Below are 15,432 nucleotides of genomic sequence, written 5' to 3'. Positions count from 1 at the left end.
AACGGGGACCGGAACTACTAGCATCCCTGGCGTGATCCCCACCGGACAGCAGGTCGACGAGGACGTCGAAGCCGTGCTCGCGGGTTCCCGGGCCGTCGTGGGCATCAGCGTGCGCTCGCTCGCGGAGGCGATGGAGTCCCTGACGCTGCAGCAGTACCGCGTGCTCGTGCTCATCTGCTCGCGCGGGCCGCTGCGCAGCGGGGCCCTCGCGGCCGCCATCGGCGTCCACCCCTCCACGTTCACGCGGGCCGTCGACCGGCTGGTCGCGGGTGGCTGGGTGACCCGCGAGGACAACCCCGACACGCGCCGCGAGGTCCTCGTGGCCCCGACGGAACGGGCGCGCGTGCTCGTGGACCAGGTGCTCGCGCGGCGCCGGGCCGAGTTCGAGGCCGTCCTGGAGCGCATGGACGACGACGGCCGCGCGGCGGTGCGCGACGGTTTCGCGCGGTTCGCCGAGGCCGCCGGGGACACCGACATGCCCGAGGCGACGACCCTCGGCTACGAGAGCTGACGTTCCCGCACGTCGATCTCCCGGTGGGCCTTGGTCTGCCGGCGCGTGTGGTGGCGGCGGCACAGCACCTCGTACTCGACCGTGCCGACGGGCCCGACGTCCAGCGTCCCCTCCTGGCCGCTGACGTCCCCGACGACGACCTGCTCACCCGCGACGACCATCTCCCCGTCGACGGTGCGGGCGTTGTGGGTGGCGCGCCGGCCGCACCAGCAGAGCGCCTCGACCTGCGGCACCTGCACTCTGTCGGCGAGCTCGATGAAGCGGGCCGACCCGGGGAAGAGCCGGGTGCGGAAGTCGGAGGTGATGCCGAACGCGAAGACGTCGACGTCGAGGTCGTCGACGACCCGGGCCAGCTGGTCGACCTGGTCGGGGTCGTAGAACTGGGCTTCGTCGCACACGACGTAGTCGACCGGGTCCGCCGCGTGCCGCCGGCTCACCTCGACCCACAGGTCCGTGCCGTCGCCCACCTCCAGCGCGGCCCGGGCGAGCCCGATGCGGCTGGAGATGACGGCCCGCCCCGCCCGGTCGAACCGGGTGAACAGCAGGCCCCGTCGCCCCTGCACCCGGTGGTTGTGGTCGGTCTGCAGCGCGAGCGTCGACTTCCCGCAGTCCATCGTCCCGGAGAAGAACACCAGCTCAGCCACGGGCGTCGATTGTGCCGCACGCCCGGCCCGGCGGGGGTGGGCTCGTAGACGCATCCGGCTCACCCTAGGAGCCCGACGTGACGACGATCCCTCCTGCGCGGCGGGGCCGGGGTGGGCTCGTTGTCACGTCCGGCTCACCCTAGGAGCCCGACGTGGCGACGATCCCTCCCCGGCGGGGGCGCCTCAGGCGTCGCCGGCGGTGACGGCCTGGGCCTCGGCGGGCGAGTGCGGTGCGGGTTCGTCGTGCACGACGACGAGGTGGCGGCGGCCGCGCCGCAGCACGAGCAGGCCCACGAGCACGCCGACGGCGCCGAGGACGAAGGGCGCCCAGTCGGCGAGGACCTCGCCGAGCTCACCCGCCGCCCACGCGGCGATCGCGCCACCGATGAACCGGACGAAGGAGTAGGACGCCGACGCCGTGGAGCGCTGGACGGGGGAGACCTCCATGACGAGTTCGGTGACGATCGTGTTGTTCACGCCGAGGAACAGCCCGGCGACGATCGTGCCGACGACGAGGACGGCCGGGTGCTGGACGAACACGGCCTCGACGACGAGGACGATCGCGAAGAGCGCGAGCATGGTCGAGACGACGGCCACGGACCCGAACCGCCGCTGGAGCCGCGGGGCCAGGGCCACGGAGGCGATGGCCAGGCAGAGGCCCCAGCCGAAGAACACGAGCCCGAGCTTGATGGGCGAGGAGATCCCGAGCGCGAAGGGCGTGTAGGCCAGCAGGGTGAAGAACCCGAAGTTGTAGAGGAAGGCCATGGCCGCGACGGTCGCGAGCCCCTTGTGGCGCAGGGCGCGGATCGGGTCCGAGATCTTCGAGCGCACAGCGGGTTTCGGCGTCGAGGGCAGCAGCGTCACGATCGCGGTGAAGGCGATGGCCATGAGGACGGCGGTGCCGAAGAACGGTCCGCGCCAGGAGACCTCACCGAGCAGGCCACCGACGAGCGGTCCGGTCGCGATGCCGAGGCCGAGGGCCGCCTCGTAGAGGATGATCGCGTTCGACATCCCACCGCTGGCGGCGCCGACGATGGTGGCCAGGGCGGTGGCGATGAACAGCGCGTTGCCCAGGCCCCAGCCGGCGCGGAACCCGACGATCTCGCCGATCGAGGACGACGACCCGGCCAGTGCGGCGAAGACGACGTTGAGGGCGAGCCCGGCCATGAGGGTCTTCTTGGCGCCGAACCGGCTGGAGATCCAGCCGGTCAGCAGCATGGCGAGGCCCGTGATGCCGAGGTAGGACGTGAACAGGAGCAGCGTCTGCGCCTTGGTGGCGCCGAGCTCCCCGGCGATGGCGGGCAGGATCGGGTCGACGAGACCGATGCCCATGAACGAGACGACGGCGGCGAACGCGACCGCCCACACGGCGACGGGCTGCTTGAGCAGGCCGGGGCGTGCGTCGGTCCCGGTGTGCGTCGTGGTGTCAGCCGACACGGAGGGTCCTTCCTGAGACGAGTTCGGTGGTGATCTCCTCGAGCAGGCCGGTGAGTCGTTCGAGGTCGCCGGGGGTGACCGGCAGGTCGTGCAGGGCCCGGGCCAGCGGGGCGCGCAGGGCGCGGCGGTTCGCCAGCAGGGCGGTCCGGCCCTCGTCGGTGAGCGCGACGAGCACGGCGCGGGCGTCGGCGGGGTCGGTGGTGCGGGTGACGAGGCCGGCGTCGGCCAGGCGCGAGACGAGCCCGGTCATGCTCGGCTGCGCGCAGCCCTCCAGGTCGGCGAGGCGGCTCACGCGCAGGGGGCCGTCGCGGTGGAGGGTGCCGAGGACCCGGGCCTGGGTGAGGGACAGGCGTGTGCCGTCGGCGACGGCGGCGGCCCCCCGCGTCAGGGCGGAGCAGCTGAGGAGCAGCCGCTCGGCCAGGTCCTCATCAAGTTGCATAGGGACACTATAGATCGGTAGCCCCAGGCAAGCAATGCGGCGGCGGCGTGACAGGGGGACACGCTGCGTGGTGAGGTGGTGACGTGAGTGACGAAGGGGCCGAGCGGCCTGACGAGGTCGAGGCTTCGGACGTGGACGACGCGACCGGCGAGAGCGAGGAGAACCGTCGCCAGCGCGTCGACCGCCGGACGACGATCGACCTCACGCGCGCCGAGCGCGGGGAGCCCGAACGCCGCCGCCTCCCCGGCGTCGACCGCCGCGACAACCCGGACACCGAGGGCCGCTGACCCGCCCCCACCCCGCCCCCACCCATCGGCGGAGAACACTCCTTCCGCCCTCCGGGAACGGTTCCAGGGGGCGGAAAGAGTGTTTTCCGCCGCGAGGGTGGCGGGGTCGAGCGGGGGTCAGGAGAGGGCGCTGAAGGCCTCGACGTCCCGGATCTGCCCGGACACGATGATCACGTCGTCGGCGGCGAGCACCGTCTCGGGCGTGGCGTACGTGAAGCCGTCGCCCGCCCGGTGGTGGGCGACGACCGTCACCTTGTAGGTGCTGCGGAGCCTCACCTGCCCCAGGCTCTTGCCGACGATGGGGCTCGGCGGCGTCGTCTTGACCATGGCGTAGCCGTCGTCGAACTCGATGTAGTCGAGCATCCGGCCGCGCACGAGGTGGGCGACGCGCAGTCCCATCTCGTGCTCGGGGCGGATGACCTTGTGGGCGCCGAGCTGGGTCAGGATCCGCGCGTGGGACTCGCTGATGGCCTTGGCCCACACGTTCCGGATGCCGAACTGCAGCAGCGTCGAGACCGTCAGGATGCTCGCCTCGAGGTTCGTCCCGATGCCGACGACGGCGCGGTCGAACTCGTGGACCGACAGCTGCCGCAGCGCCTCCTCCTTCGTGGAGTCGGCGACGACGGCGTGGGTCAGGGAGCCGGCGAGCTCGTCGACGAGGCTCGCGTCGTTGTCGATGCCCAGGACGTCGACCTGACCGTCCTCCATGAGCTCCAGGGCCAACGAGCGGCCGAAGCGGCCGAGGCCGATGACCACGACCGACCGCGGGCTGGCCAGAGCGGAACGCTTGCTACCCAATGATCGGCCTTCCCTCGGGGTACTCGTACAGACGCGTGCGTTCGCGCAGCGCCAGGGCGGCGCCGAGCGTGATCGGCCCGATGCGGCCGAGGAACATCAGCAGGGCCAGGATGACCTGTCCGGAGTCCGGCAGCTGCACCAGCAGCCCGGAGCTGAGGCCGACCGTGGCGAACGAGGACACGACCTCGAAGACGACCATGTCCAGCGGGGCCCGCGTCATCTCCACGAGCACCACCGTCGACACGACGACGACACCCAGCGAGGCCAGCGCCACGGTGAGCGCCTGCCGGACGACGCGGTCGGCGACCTTGCGCTGGAAGAGGGTGACGGTGGGCTCGCCGCGGAACTCGGCGTAGACCGCGACGGCCAGGAGCGCGAACGTCGTCACCTTGATGCCGCCGGCGGTCGAGGCCGACCCGCCCCCGATGAACATCAGCACGTCCATGACGAGCCAGGACCCGCCGTTCATGCTCGTGATGTCGATCGAGTTGAAGCCCGAACTGCGCGTCGCGGCAGCCTGGAACAGGCCCGCCAGCGGCCGGGCCCACCAGTCCAACCCGGCCAGCGTCGCGGGGTTGCGCCACTCGTTGACCGTCAGGAAGACGGCCCCGATCAGCAGCAGCGGGATCGTCGTGACGAGCGTGAGCTTGGTGTGCAGGGACCAGCGCTGCGGGAAGCGGAACTGCTTGCGCAGCTCCAGCAGGACCGGGAAACCCAGCCCGCCGAGGAACGAGCCCACGATGACCGGCAGGCACATCCAGGGGTCGGACACGAAGTCCGTCATGCTGTCCGAGCGCAGCACGAACCCGGCGTTGTTGAACGACGAGATGGCGAGGAACGACCCCTCCCACGCCGCCTGGCCCGGGGTCCTGCCGTACCCGGCGAGGAGCCGGGACGTCAGCAGGACCGCCACGACCGCCTCGACGAGCAGGGAGACGCGCACGACGCCCAGCAGCACCGAGCGGACGTCCCCGAGGTTCAGCCCCCGGGACTCCGTCGCCGTGAGCATCCGCGACCGCAGACCGAGGCGGCGGGAGGCGAAGACGCCCAGCAGCGAGGCCGAGGTCATGATCCCGAACCCGCCGACCTGGGCGAGGGCGAGGATGACGACGAGGCCGAACGTCGACCAGTGCTCGCGCGTGTCGACGACGACGTGCCCCGTGACGCACAGCGCGCTGACGGCCGTGAAGAGGGCCTCGACGAACGTGGCCGACCCCGGACCCCGGCGCGCGACGGGCAGCCACAGCAGGGCGGTCCCGAGCGCGACGGCCGCGGCGAAGCCGATCGCCACGACCTGGGCGGGGTGCCGGAAGATGCGCTGACGCCGGCGGGTCGCGGGGACTTCCGCCACGAGGTGCCTCCGCCTGCATCGTGCCAGCACGGGTGCGCCCGCGCACGACGCGGGCGCGCCGACCGAGGCCAGGCTAACGGGGCCGCGGCGGCGGGGAGGGACGGTCAGTCCGGTTCGGGGACCTCGAGCAGTTCCAGCAGGTCCTCGCGGCCGAAGAAGCGCGCGGCCTCCAGCGCGTTCGGGGAGCCGAGGTAGGGGTCGGCGTCGGCGCCGACGAGGGCGGCCACGACCTCCACCTCGCCCTTGAAGACGGCGCCGGCCAGGGGGGTCTGGCCCCGGCTGTTGGCGCGGTCGGGGTCGGCGCCGCGTTCCAGCAGGGCCAGGACCGTCCGCGGGTGCCCGTGGTAGGCCGCGAGCATGAGGAGCGTGTTGCCGTCGCTGTCGGTGGAGTTCACCGGGACGCCGAGGTCGAGGTAGCCGCACAGTTCGCGCACCCGGCCGTTGCGGGCGTGCTCGAAGACGCGGTGGGCGAGCGCGAGCGCCCGTTCCTCGCCCTCGTCCGCCGGGCCCGAGGGGACGGCTCCCACCGCGGTGCCGGCGTCCGCCGACCCGGAGCCGGGGTCCTCCCGCTCGCGTGTCACGGCGTCAGGGTAGGTCCCGCTGCACGCAGTGTGCACGCCCGTCGCGTGTCCGCGGTCACACGCGCTCCATGACCGAACCGACGGTGACCATGGCGCCACTCAGCGCTGTCAGGTACGCGCGGGACACCTCGTAGACCGCGTGGCCGGCGTCGGTGATGACGAAGGGGTCGTCCTCCTCGTACGCGAGGACCGCGCGCAGGGCCCGACCGGCGGTCCCCCGCCGCTCGACGAGCGCAGCCCGTACCGACGGTGCGACCCCCGTCGTGTCGACGAGCTCGTCCTCGCCCATCGCCAGCACCGTCGCGACACCGGACAGCAGGCCGACCGTGTAGGCCAGGTCGGCGTCCTGCGGCGCCAGGCGCGAGCAGGCCGCCGCCCGGGCCAGGACCATCGTCAACGCCTCCGTGTCGACGCTCGTGACGCCGCCCAGGAGCATGAGCACGACCCAGGAGCACAGCTGCTGGCGGCCGAGCAGGACGATCGCCTGCCGCAGCGAGGTGATGCTCGTCTTCGTGCCCGCGGCCGCCGACGACACCGTCTTCAGCACCCGCAGGCTGAGCGCGGGGTCGGAGGCGACGAGCTCCTCGACCTCGCGCAGCGGCGCGTCGTTGCCGGTGAGGGCCCGCACGAGTCGCAGGCAGACCAGCTGCGAGGGGGTGAGGCTGACGGCCTCCAGGGTCACAGGCCGCTGCAGGCCGTAGCCCTGGAACAGGTCGGCGCCGGCGGCCAGGCAGCGGGCGAAGAGCTCGTCGTCCTCGATGCGCTCGACGACGACGAGCGCCGTCGGGTTGTGCTCGCGGGACAGTCGCAGGACGCGCTCGAAGTCGTCGCCCGCGGCCTCGACGTCGATCTTCACGTAGTCGGCGAGGGCGACGGCAGGCAGCCGGCCCTCCTCGCCGATGAAGTCGTCGACGGCGATGCGGTAGCCCAGGGCGCGCAACCGGTGCAGGCCCTCGAGGACCTCCGCGTCGACGTCGATGTTCTCGAGGAGCTCCAGCACCACCTGGTCGGGGGAGCACGGGATCGGCAGGGCGCCGGTGAAGAAGCCCCGCGTGAGGTTGATGAACAGCAGCCGGTCACCGGCGATCTGCTCGACGCCGAAGTCCCCGAAGGTGGCGCTGATGACCTGCGACGTCGCGTGGTCCTGCTCGGCGCCCTCGGCGAGCTCGGCGCTGGCCCGGCCGTGGTTGCGGAACAGCAGCTCATAGGCGACGAGGCGGCGTTCGCTGTCGTAGATGCCCTGGCGGCCCACGCGCACCGGCGACACCGTCATCGCCGGGTCGGCCTCGGGTGCGGGTCGTGCAGGGGTGTGCGCGTCCACCGCGGTCCCCTCCCCGTCCGTCGTCACCACGAGCTCCACATCCGTGTCAACGGCGTCCCCACGGGAGGACTGAAGTGTTCTCCGTCACCGCTGGGCCGAAAGGGTGCGACGCGTGCTCGGACCGGTGCTCAGACCCGGGTGCGGTGGAAGCCCTGGGCCGAGCGGCTGGGCGTCGGACCCCGCTGTCCCTGGTACCGCGAGCCCGCCGAGCCCGTGCCGTACGGCTGCTCGGCGGGGGAGGAGAGCTGGAAGAAGCAGAGCTGGCCGATCTTCATCCCCGGCCACAGGGTGATGGGCAGCGTGGCGACGTTGGACAGCTCCAGCGTCACGTGCCCGGAGAACCCGGCGTCGATGAATCCCGCCGTGGAGTGGGTGAGGAGCCCGAGCCGGCCGAGGCTGCTCTTGCCCTCCAGCCGCGCGGAGATGTCGTCCGGCAGCGACACGACCTCGTACGTGGAGCCGAGGACGAACTCGCCGGGGTGCAGGATGAACGGCTCGTCGGGGGCCGTCTCGACCAGACGGGTGAGCTCGGGCTGCTCCAGCGCCGGGTCGATGACCGAGTACTTGTGGTTGTCGAAGAGGCGGAAGAAGCGGTCCAGCCGCACGTCCACGCTGCTCGGCTGCACCATCGACGGCTCGTAGGGCTCCAGCGACACCCGTCCGGAGTCCAGCTGGGCGCGGATGTCGCGGTCGGAGAGCAGCACGGGCGTCACCGTACCGCCGGTGCGAGCACACGCCGGCGTCGGTTACAGTGGTCACCGTCCTGCTCCGCAGGGCATGCGGGCGTAGTTCAATGGTAGAACTTCAGCTTCCCAAGCTGATAGTGCGAGTTCGATTCTCGTCGCCCGCTCCAGCCCGAAGGCCCAGGTCCGGTAGACCTGGGCCTTCGTCGTTCCCGAGGTCTGGACGTGGCGTCACGTCAGCAGCGCCCGGACCGCCTCGACGACCTCACCCGGCCGCGGAGGGGTCGTGAGCGCGTCCGCGGCGGCTCCGTCCAGGAGCCAGCGCACGCGCCGGGCCAGGACGTCGGGCCCCGTGGCGCCGGGCCGCACCTCACCCCGCTGCGCCGCGATCTGCAGCTGCCGCAGCAGGAACCCCTGCACGAGGTCGGCGTCGGCGTGCAGGGCCGCGGCCACCCGGGGGTCCTGCTCGACGGTCGCGACGGCCAGCACGAGACCGGGGTAGTCGGGGTCGCCCGCCTCCGCGGCGGCGTCCGCGGCGTGCGCGAGGACGGCGTCCAGTCCGGAACCGGACTCCTCCAGTGCGGCCAGGCGCCGGGCCGTCGCGTCCCGGCCCGCGTCGAGGACCCCCACGAGCACGTCGAGCTTGGTGGGGAAGTGGTGGAAGAAGGTCCCCGACGAGACGCCGGCCGCCCGGCAGATCGACGCCGTGGACGCCCGGTCGTAACCGACGGCGGCGAACTGCCGCGAGGCCGCCTGGAGGATCGCCTGGCGGCGCGGGTTCACGCGGTCGCCCGCTGTGCCGGTCATCGATCTCCCTCTGGAGTGGCTGCTCTAGAGCACGTACTCTAGTCGCATGCCGATGACGACGAGCCACCCGTCCGGGGCCCGGAGCTGGTGGGTGGCCCTCGGCGGGATCGCCCTCGCGTGGACGCCGATGTGGCTACCGCCGGTCGTCCGCGCCGCCGGCGCGGACCCGTCCGCCGCCCTGCGGAGCCTCGGCCTGACCGGTCCGGCCGTCTCCATCGCCTGGAACGTCCTGGCCGTCGCACTCCTGCTGACCTGGGTGCGGACGGTCGAGCGCCGCGACCTGGCGTCCCTGCGGATCGTGCGTCCGACGGGGCGCGACCTCGAGGCGGCCCTCGTCCTCGTCGGCGTGGCCATGCTCTGGTCGTGGCTGGGAACGGTCGTCCTGCCACCCGCGGACGGGCCGGGCCGGGGGAGCAGCGAGATCGTCGCGCTGCCCCTGCTCGCCGTCGTCGCGATGGTCCTCAGCGCGGCCGTGTTCGAGGAGGTCCTGTTCCGGGGCTACCCGCTCGAACGGCTCACCGGACTCACCCGGCGCCGGTGGCTCGCGGTCGCCCTCACCGCGCCGTTCTTCGTCGTCCCGCACCTGGCGTTCTTCGGGCCGGGGTGGCTGCTGCACCACGCCGGGGGGACGGTGGCGATCTACGCCTTGTACCTGTGGCGTCGGAACCTGGTGGCGTGCATGGCGTTGCATGCCGCGGTCAACGCGCCCGTGCTCGTGCCGGCCGTCGCCGCACGTGTCACGGGCGCGTGAGCGGGGAGGTCAGCGCGTCCCGGTCGGGCCGTCGTCACCCGGCACCGCGTTCGCGGCGTCCTCCTCGCTGATCTCGACCCCGGCGATGGGGTTGCCCTGACCGGTCCCGTCGGCCACGTCGTCCTCCAGACCCAGCGGGTCCTGCGGGTCGCGGGCCGGGCTCGGCACGGGGCCGGAGTCGGAGGCGCGGGCGTTCTCCCGACTGCCGGTCTCCTGCACGGTGCGGACCTCGGCGTTGTCGCGCGGGTCCACCTGGGGCGTCGTCTCGTCACTCACCCGGCCACTGTGCTGGCGACGGGGCGCGGGCGCGCGCCGGAGGTGGTGCCTGCACCACCACGGTCCCTCCAGCGCACGGGATCGATCGGGCGCCGCGGTCCGGGAAGGCTCGGGGGACCGAGGAAACGCCGACCAGGAGGACCCCGTGACCACCACGAAGACCCGCTCGCTCGCCGCCGCCCTCGCCGGCGCCGCCGTCCTGTCCCTGGGCCTGACCTCCGCCGCGACGGCCGCCCCCGGGGCCCACCAGGGCGCGCGCTCGGCCGCCGTCCAGCAACACCTCGACGACCTCGTCCGCGAGGACCGGTTCCCCGGGGTGCTCGCCGCCGTCCGCGACGCCGACGGTCGCGTCACGAACTACACGGCCGGCGTCCAGGACCTCGCGACGGGCGACCCGATCCACGCCGACGGCCGCGTCCGCATCGCCAGCAACACCAAGACGTTCACGGCCGTCGTCGTCCTGCAGCTCGTGGGGGAGGGGAAGGTCTCCCTCGACGAACCCGTCGAGACGTACCTGCCCGGCCTCGTGCGCGGACCCGGCGGCGACGGCCGCGCCATCACCGTCCGCCAGCTCCTGCAGCAGACGAGCGGTCTGCCCGACTACGACACCGTCGTCGCCGACGCCGGCAAGGGCGACACGGCGCTGCTCGACATCCGGCACACGTACTTCGACCCCTCCCAGCTGCTGCAGGCCGCGCTCGGCGCCCCCGCGGAGTTCACCCCGGGTGCGCGGTGGCAGTACAGCAACACGAACTACCTGCTCGCGGGGATGCTCGTGCAGCGCGTCACGGGGCGGCCGGTCGGGGAGGAGATCACGCGGCGGGTCATCGAGCGGCTGGGGTTGCGGAACACCTACTGGCCCGGGACGGGCGAGCAGGAGATCCGCGGCGAGCACCCGCGGGGCTACCTCGCGGCGGGCGAGGACGCGCCGTGGACCGACGTCACCGACACCGACCCCTCGCTCGGCTGGGCCGCGGGCCAGCTCGTGTCCACGCCGTCGGACCTCGCCCGGTTCCAGGCCGCGGTCCTCGGGGCGCACGGTGCCGAGGGTGCCGACCTGCTCGCCCCGGCGCAGCGCGCGGACCTGCTGACGACCGTCCCGGCCGCGGAGTTCGAACCCGAACCGGGCTGGAGCTACGGCCTGGGGTTCGCGCACCGGACCCTGAGCTGCGGGGTCGAGGCCTGGGGGCACGGCGGGGACATCCAGGGGTACGAGACCCGCAACCTCGCCACCTCCGACGGTCGGTCCGTGGTCGTCGCCGTGACGGCGCTGCCGCGCACGCTCGAGGACCTCTCCGACGTCAACGCGGCCGTCGAAGCCGCCGTCTGCGACGGGCACACCTGACCCCGCCCCTGCGGGTGTCGGTCCGGAAACGGCGTCTAGGGTGAGGGCACCCGACGGGGTCGTCGGGACGACGGGAGGAAACGTGCGCGTCCTGTTCATCGGTGGCACCGGCACCATCAGCTCCGCCTGCGCCGACCTGGCGGTCCGGCGGGGGATCGACCTGACCGTCCTCAACCGCGGTTCCGGACGGCGTCCGCTGCCCGAGGGGGTGACGTCGCTGGCGGCCGACGGCCGTGATCCCGCCGCCGTGCGGGACGCCCTGGGGGACAGCACCTTCGACGTCGTCGTCGACTTCGTGGCGTTCACCCCCGAGCACGTCGCCGCGGACGTCGAGCAGTTCCGGGGTCGCACGGGGCAGTTCGTCTTCATCTCCAGCGCCAGCGCGTACGCCAAACCCGTCGGGCACCTGCCCATCACGGAGTCGACGCCGCTGCGCAACCCGTTCTGGCAGTACTCCCGCGACAAGATCGCCTGCGAGGAGCTGCTGGTGCGGGAGTGGCGCGAGAACGGGTTCCCGGCGGTCGTGGTCCGCCCCAGCCACACCTACGACCGGACGATGGTGCCGCTCGACGACGGGTGGACGGCCGTCGACCGGATGCGGCGCGGGAAACCCGTCGTCGTGCACGGGGACGGCACCTCGACGTGGGTCCTGACGCACCACACCGACTTCGCGGAGGGTTTCGTGCCCCTGCTCGGGGAACCCGCCGTCACCGGCGAGGCCGTCCACATCACGTCCGACGAGGTGCTTACGTGGGACGGGATCGCGCGCCGCCTCGCGACCGCGGCCGGGGTGGACGACCCGCAGATCGTGCACGTCCCCAGCGACGTCATCGCGCGCGAAGCCCCCGACCGTGGGCCGGGTCTGCTGGGCGACAAGGCGCACTCGGTCGTCTTCGACAACACCGTGCTGAAGCGGCTCGTCCCGGGTTTCGCGGCACGCACGTCGTTCTCCCAGGGAGCGCGGGAGATCGTGGCCCACCACGACGCGAACCCGGCCCTGCGGGTCGTCGACCCCGCTGTCGACGCCCGTCAGGACCGGCTCGTGGAACGGTTCGGCTGACACGCAGCCGAGGGGCGGATCAGCCCTTGAAGGCGTCCTTGACGTGCTCGCCGCGCTGCTTCAGGTCGGCGGCCGCCTGGTCCTTCTGACCCTCGGCGCGCAGTTCGTCGTCACCCTTGGCGCCGCCGGCGGCCTCCTTGGCCTTGCCGGCGAGGTCCTGGGCGGCGTTCTTGATCTTGTCCGTGGCGCTCATGGTCAGCCTCCTCGATGACCGGGTGGTTCCCGGTGCGGTCCCACTGCAGCACCGCCGCAGAGGGACCGCACCCGGGAACGGGGCCGGGCCGGGCGTCGTCACGACACCCACACGAACACCCTCGGGGACGAGGGTCAGGAGTACTTCTCGACGGCCCCGTCGTCACCGTGCCCGAGACCCGGGGGCAGGTCGCCGAAGCTCTTGCGGTACCAGACCGCGGCCTGCCGCTCGACGATCAACCGCGTGAGGCCGATGACGGCGCCGGAGGCCAGCGCCCACACGACCGCTTCCTTCCACGCCACGTCCGGGTCCTCCGGGTTGTCCGGCGGCGGCGACTTGGTCACCGCGACCCAGACCTTCTTCGTGACGCGCCCCGCGACCGCGGTCGCGAGGATGCCGGCACCCGGGCCGACGAACTTCCAGACGATCGAGCTCATGCCCGGCACCCTGCCCTACAGCAGTCCCAGGAGCCAGCCCAGGACCGGAGTCAGCGCGGCGGCGCTGCCGGCCAGGACCGCCAGCACGACCACGAGGGTCATGAGCTTGACCGCCCGCGACGGGCCGCCATCCGGTCCTCGCATCATCCGCAGCACGGCACCATCCTCCCCTCACCGGCCGGGGCGCCGCCGCGGTACCCTCGCCGGGCAACGACAGGGGAGCGCCGTGGGGCGCTGAGAGTGCGGGTTTCCGCAGACCCTCGAACCTGATCCGGTTCACACCGGCGTAGGGAGTCGGGACGTCCTCGACGCGTGACCGCGGTGGTCGCGCGTCCCCCTCCTGGGACCAGGAGGAACCACCGTGAGCACCACGCTCAACCGTTCGCGCGCCGCGCACCACTGGCGCACCGTCGACCTGCTCACCGCCGCCGTCCTCGGCGTCGCCTTCGGCGTCGTGTTCTGGGGCTGGGACGTGGTCTACGCGGCCGTCGAGCCCGCCTTCGCCTTCCTGCCGCCCCTGAAGGGCCTGCTCGGCGGGGTGTGGCTGCTGCCCGCCGTCGTCGCGGCGCTCGTCGTCCGCCGGCCCGGCGCCGCGCTGCTGGCCGAGATGGTCGCCGCGACCGTCGAGGCCCTCCTCGGCAACTACTGGGGCATCACCGTGCTCGTGTCCGGTGCCGTCCAGGGCGTCGGCGTCGAACTGGCCTTCGCCCTCTTCGCCTGGCGCCGCTCCGGCCCCGCGGTCGCCGTCCTCGGCGGCGTCGTCGCGGGTGTCCTGGAGGGGGTCGTCGAGCAGTTCCTCTACTACGGCGACACCTGGACGATGCCGTACCGCCTCGTCTACATCGGCTCCTTCGCCGTCTCCGGCGCCGTCATCGCCGGCCTGGGCGGCTGGGCCCTCGTCCGCGCGCTGGCCCGCACCGGTGCGCTCTCGGCGTTCCCCGCCGGGCGCGAGCACCGCGGCTGAGCACGGTGCCCCACCTCGCCCTGCGGGGGCTGACCGTCACCGCCCCCGGCGGCCGCACGCTCGTCCGCGACGTCGACCTCGACGTCGCGGCGGGCGAACGCGTCCTGCTCGCCGGACCCAGCGGTGCCGGCAAGTCCACCGTCCTGCGGGCGCTCGCCGGACTCCTCGACGACGACGTCGAGGCCACCGGCGAGGTGCTCCTCGCGGGACGGGCGGCGGCGCCGGGGGAGGTCGGGCTCCTCGTGCAGGACCCGCTCGACGCCGTGGTGGCCGAGACGGCCGGGCGGGACACCGCCTTCGGACCGGAGAACGCCGGCGTCGACCGTCCCGGCACCTGGCGCACGGTCGCCCGCGCCCACGCCGCGGCCCGGTACACCGCCGGGCGGGACCGTGAGGTGCGGACCCTGTCCGGGGGGGAGCGGCAGCGGCTCGCCCTCGCCGGGACGCTGGCGGCCGACCCGGCCGTCCTGCTCCTGGACGAACCCACCTCGATGCTCGACGCCCCGACCGCGGCCGCCGTGCGCGCCGCCGTCCTCGACGCGGTCGGGGGGACCCGCAGCCTCGTCGTCGTCGACCACGACGTGGCCGGGTGGGCACCCCACGTCGATCGCGTCGTGGTCCTCGGCGGTGGCGGTGTCGGTGTCGGTGTCGACGGCCCCGACGGTGGCGACCTGTGGTGGCCCGGGGTGCCCGCCCCGCAGCCGCTCGACGTCCCCGCCGGGCTGCTCGCCCCCACGCTCGCCGCCGGCGCCGGGGAGCTGCTGCGCGGTACCGACCTCGGCCTGGTCCGCACGCGTCGCGGGCTGCGGCCCCGGCCCCCCGCGACCGTCCTGCGCGGGATCGACGTGGCGCTCACCGCGGGCGCCGTCACCGCGGTCACGGGCGACAGCGGCGCCGGGAAGTCGAGCCTGCTGACGCTGCTGGCCGGGCTCACCCCGCCGACGTCGGGCCGGCTGCAGGCCGCGTCGTCGCTGGCCGGACGCAAGGGCCGCCGCGCGCCGCACGCGTGGACCTCCCGCGAGCTCGCGGCGCGGGTGGGGTGGTCGCCGCAGTTCCCCGAGCACACCTTCGTCGCCGCCACCGTCCGCGAGGAGGTCGCCGTGACGGCGTCCGTGCTCGGCGCCGACGCCTCCCGCGGGCAGGCCCTGCTGGAGCTGCTGGGCCTGACGGCGCTCGCCGACGTCAACCCCTTCCGCCTGTCCGGCGGGGAGCAGCGCCGGCTCGCCGTGGCCGCCGCCCTGGCCGCCGGACCGGCGCTCGTGGTCGCCGACGAGCCGACCGTGGGGCAGGACCGCGGCACCTGGGCGGTCGTGGCGGGCCTGCTCGCCGCGGCCGCCCGCGACGGCGCCGCCGTGGCCGTCGGCACGCACGACGTCCGGCTGCTCGACGCGCTGGGCCCCCGGTCCGGGGCCCCCGTCCACCTGCACCGCGGGTCGCGCACGGAGGCGGCCGCGTGAGCCCCCGGGAGCCCCGCCCCGCCGTCCACCCCATCGTCCACACCTCTGTGCACAGCACTGTGGACGAACCTGTGGGGACTCCTGTGCAGG

The 15,432-nt window shown here is 73.5% G+C and carries 20 protein-coding genes, 1 tRNA gene and 1 riboswitch; of the genes, 8 read left to right on the top strand and 13 right to left on the bottom strand.

The annotated features are described in order from the left end of the window. Positions 1 to 31: 31 nt before the first annotated feature. Positions 32 to 511, top strand: a complete 480-nt coding sequence (locus AB0637_RS09110) for a MarR family transcriptional regulator (protein ID WP_366171492.1) — start codon at positions 32 to 34, stop codon at positions 509 to 511. Here the strand turns inward: AB0637_RS09110 and AB0637_RS09105 are convergent. The 3 genes from AB0637_RS09105 to AB0637_RS09095 all read right to left on the bottom strand — a co-directional run bounded on the left by AB0637_RS09105 (position 499) and on the right by AB0637_RS09095 (position 3,031). Continuing rightward, on the bottom strand, positions 499 to 1,155 hold the full coding sequence (locus AB0637_RS09105; protein WP_366171490.1) for a thymidine kinase: 657 nt from the start codon (positions 1,153 to 1,155) through the stop codon (positions 499 to 501). The genes AB0637_RS09110 and AB0637_RS09105 overlap by 13 nt on opposite strands. Before the next feature lie 183 nt (positions 1,156 to 1,338). After that, on the bottom strand, positions 1,339 to 2,592 hold the full coding sequence (locus tag AB0637_RS09100) for an MFS transporter (protein ID WP_366171488.1): 1,254 nt from the start codon (positions 2,590 to 2,592) through the stop codon (positions 1,339 to 1,341). Then, positions 2,582 to 3,031, bottom strand: coding sequence for a MarR family transcriptional regulator (locus tag AB0637_RS09095; RefSeq protein ID WP_366171486.1), 450 nt, complete (start codon positions 3,029 to 3,031; stop codon positions 2,582 to 2,584). The genes AB0637_RS09100 and AB0637_RS09095 overlap by 11 nt, the downstream gene beginning before the upstream one ends. Positions 3,032 to 3,114: 83 nt before the next feature. Between AB0637_RS09095 and AB0637_RS09090 the strand changes: the two genes are divergently transcribed. Next, on the top strand, positions 3,115 to 3,318 hold the full coding sequence (locus tag AB0637_RS09090) for a hypothetical protein (RefSeq protein WP_366171484.1): 204 nt from the start codon (positions 3,115 to 3,117) through the stop codon (positions 3,316 to 3,318). A 117-nt stretch (positions 3,319 to 3,435) separates the two neighbouring features. On the opposite strand, the gene AB0637_RS09085 is transcribed toward AB0637_RS09090, so the two are convergent. From AB0637_RS09085 to dcd, 5 genes are all read right to left on the bottom strand, one after another. Next, entirely contained in the window at positions 3,436 to 4,116 is a 681-nt protein-coding gene (locus AB0637_RS09085; protein ID WP_366171482.1) for a TrkA family potassium uptake protein, read from the bottom strand. Continuing rightward, complete coding sequence (locus tag AB0637_RS09080; RefSeq protein WP_366171480.1) at positions 4,109 to 5,467, bottom strand: potassium transporter TrkG; 1,359 nt, start codon at positions 5,465 to 5,467, stop codon at positions 4,109 to 4,111. Before AB0637_RS09080 ends, AB0637_RS09085 begins: the two co-directional genes overlap by 8 nt. A 104-nt stretch (positions 5,468 to 5,571) precedes the next feature. Next, on the bottom strand, positions 5,572 to 5,994 hold the full coding sequence (locus AB0637_RS09075) for an ankyrin repeat domain-containing protein (RefSeq protein ID WP_366171673.1): 423 nt from the start codon (positions 5,992 to 5,994) through the stop codon (positions 5,572 to 5,574). A gap of 109 nt (positions 5,995 to 6,103) precedes the next feature. Next, the gene (locus AB0637_RS09070; RefSeq protein ID WP_366171478.1) at positions 6,104 to 7,396 is read right to left on the bottom strand and encodes an HDOD domain-containing protein; all 1,293 of its coding nucleotides are present in this window, start codon (positions 7,394 to 7,396) and stop codon (positions 6,104 to 6,106) included. A gap of 101 nt (positions 7,397 to 7,497) precedes the next feature. Beyond that, complete coding sequence (gene dcd, locus AB0637_RS09065) at positions 7,498 to 8,073, bottom strand: dCTP deaminase (RefSeq protein ID WP_366171476.1); 576 nt, start codon at positions 8,071 to 8,073, stop codon at positions 7,498 to 7,500. Positions 8,074 to 8,148: 75 nt separating this feature from the next. Between dcd and AB0637_RS09060 the strand changes: the two genes are divergently transcribed. Further along, a tRNA-Gly gene (locus AB0637_RS09060) sits at positions 8,149 to 8,222 on the top strand. 61 nt (positions 8,223 to 8,283) lie between these two features. Here AB0637_RS09060 and AB0637_RS09055 read toward each other — a convergent pair. Next, positions 8,284 to 8,859: a TetR/AcrR family transcriptional regulator gene (locus AB0637_RS09055; RefSeq protein ID WP_366171475.1), complete on the bottom strand. Its 576-nt coding sequence runs from the start codon at positions 8,857 to 8,859 to the stop codon at positions 8,284 to 8,286. Between the two features lie 46 nt (positions 8,860 to 8,905). On the opposite strand from AB0637_RS09055, the gene AB0637_RS09050 reads away from it, so the two are divergent. Beyond that, complete coding sequence (locus tag AB0637_RS09050; RefSeq protein WP_366171473.1) at positions 8,906 to 9,610, top strand: CPBP family intramembrane glutamic endopeptidase; 705 nt, start codon at positions 8,906 to 8,908, stop codon at positions 9,608 to 9,610. 9 nt (positions 9,611 to 9,619) lie between these two features. On the opposite strand, the gene AB0637_RS09045 is transcribed toward AB0637_RS09050, so the two are convergent. Further along, complete coding sequence (locus tag AB0637_RS09045; RefSeq protein ID WP_366171471.1) at positions 9,620 to 9,886, bottom strand: hypothetical protein; 267 nt, start codon at positions 9,884 to 9,886, stop codon at positions 9,620 to 9,622. Positions 9,887 to 10,031: 145 nt separating this feature from the next. On the opposite strand from AB0637_RS09045, the gene AB0637_RS09040 reads away from it, so the two are divergent. Together AB0637_RS09040 and AB0637_RS09035 are read left to right on the top strand one after the other, a co-directional pair. Then, positions 10,032 to 11,231: a serine hydrolase domain-containing protein gene (locus AB0637_RS09040; RefSeq protein ID WP_366171469.1), complete on the top strand. Its 1,200-nt coding sequence runs from the start codon at positions 10,032 to 10,034 to the stop codon at positions 11,229 to 11,231. 82 nt (positions 11,232 to 11,313) lie between these two features. After that, positions 11,314 to 12,291 carry an SDR family oxidoreductase gene (locus tag AB0637_RS09035; protein WP_366171467.1) on the top strand — a complete coding sequence of 326 codons (978 nt, stop codon included), beginning with the start codon at positions 11,314 to 11,316 and terminating at the stop codon, positions 12,289 to 12,291. Between the two features lie 19 nt (positions 12,292 to 12,310). Here AB0637_RS09035 and AB0637_RS09030 read toward each other — a convergent pair whose 3' ends face one another. The 3 genes from AB0637_RS09030 to AB0637_RS09020 all read right to left on the bottom strand — a co-directional run bounded on the left by AB0637_RS09030 (position 12,311) and on the right by AB0637_RS09020 (position 13,077). Continuing rightward, positions 12,311 to 12,484, bottom strand: a complete 174-nt coding sequence (locus AB0637_RS09030; protein ID WP_366171465.1) for a CsbD family protein — start codon at positions 12,482 to 12,484, stop codon at positions 12,311 to 12,313. A gap of 134 nt (positions 12,485 to 12,618) precedes the next feature. After that, positions 12,619 to 12,921: a DUF4235 domain-containing protein gene (locus AB0637_RS09025; protein WP_366171463.1), complete on the bottom strand. Its 303-nt coding sequence runs from the start codon at positions 12,919 to 12,921 to the stop codon at positions 12,619 to 12,621. A gap of 15 nt (positions 12,922 to 12,936) precedes the next feature. Then, on the bottom strand, positions 12,937 to 13,077 hold the full coding sequence (locus AB0637_RS09020) for a hypothetical protein (RefSeq protein WP_366171461.1): 141 nt from the start codon (positions 13,075 to 13,077) through the stop codon (positions 12,937 to 12,939). A 49-nt stretch (positions 13,078 to 13,126) separates the two neighbouring features. Next, positions 13,127 to 13,231, top strand: a riboswitch (TPP riboswitch). Positions 13,232 to 13,282: 51 nt separating this feature from the next. Here AB0637_RS09020 and AB0637_RS09015 point away from each other — a divergent pair. Together AB0637_RS09015 and AB0637_RS09010 are read left to right on the top strand one after the other, a co-directional pair. Next, entirely contained in the window at positions 13,283 to 13,885 is a 603-nt protein-coding gene (locus AB0637_RS09015) for an ECF transporter S component (RefSeq protein ID WP_366171459.1), read from the top strand. A gap of 5 nt (positions 13,886 to 13,890) precedes the next feature. After that, entirely contained in the window at positions 13,891 to 15,342 is a 1,452-nt protein-coding gene (locus AB0637_RS09010; protein ID WP_366171457.1) for an ABC transporter ATP-binding protein, read from the top strand. The last annotated feature ends 90 nt before the right edge of the window (positions 15,343 to 15,432 follow it).

Origin of the sequence: Kineococcus sp. NPDC059986 (assembly GCF_040702905.1) — a bacterium.
In the GTDB taxonomy this organism is placed as follows: Bacteria; Actinomycetota; Actinomycetes; order Actinomycetales; family Kineococcaceae; genus Kineococcus.
This window is presented reverse-complemented; position numbering and strand designations above follow the sequence as displayed.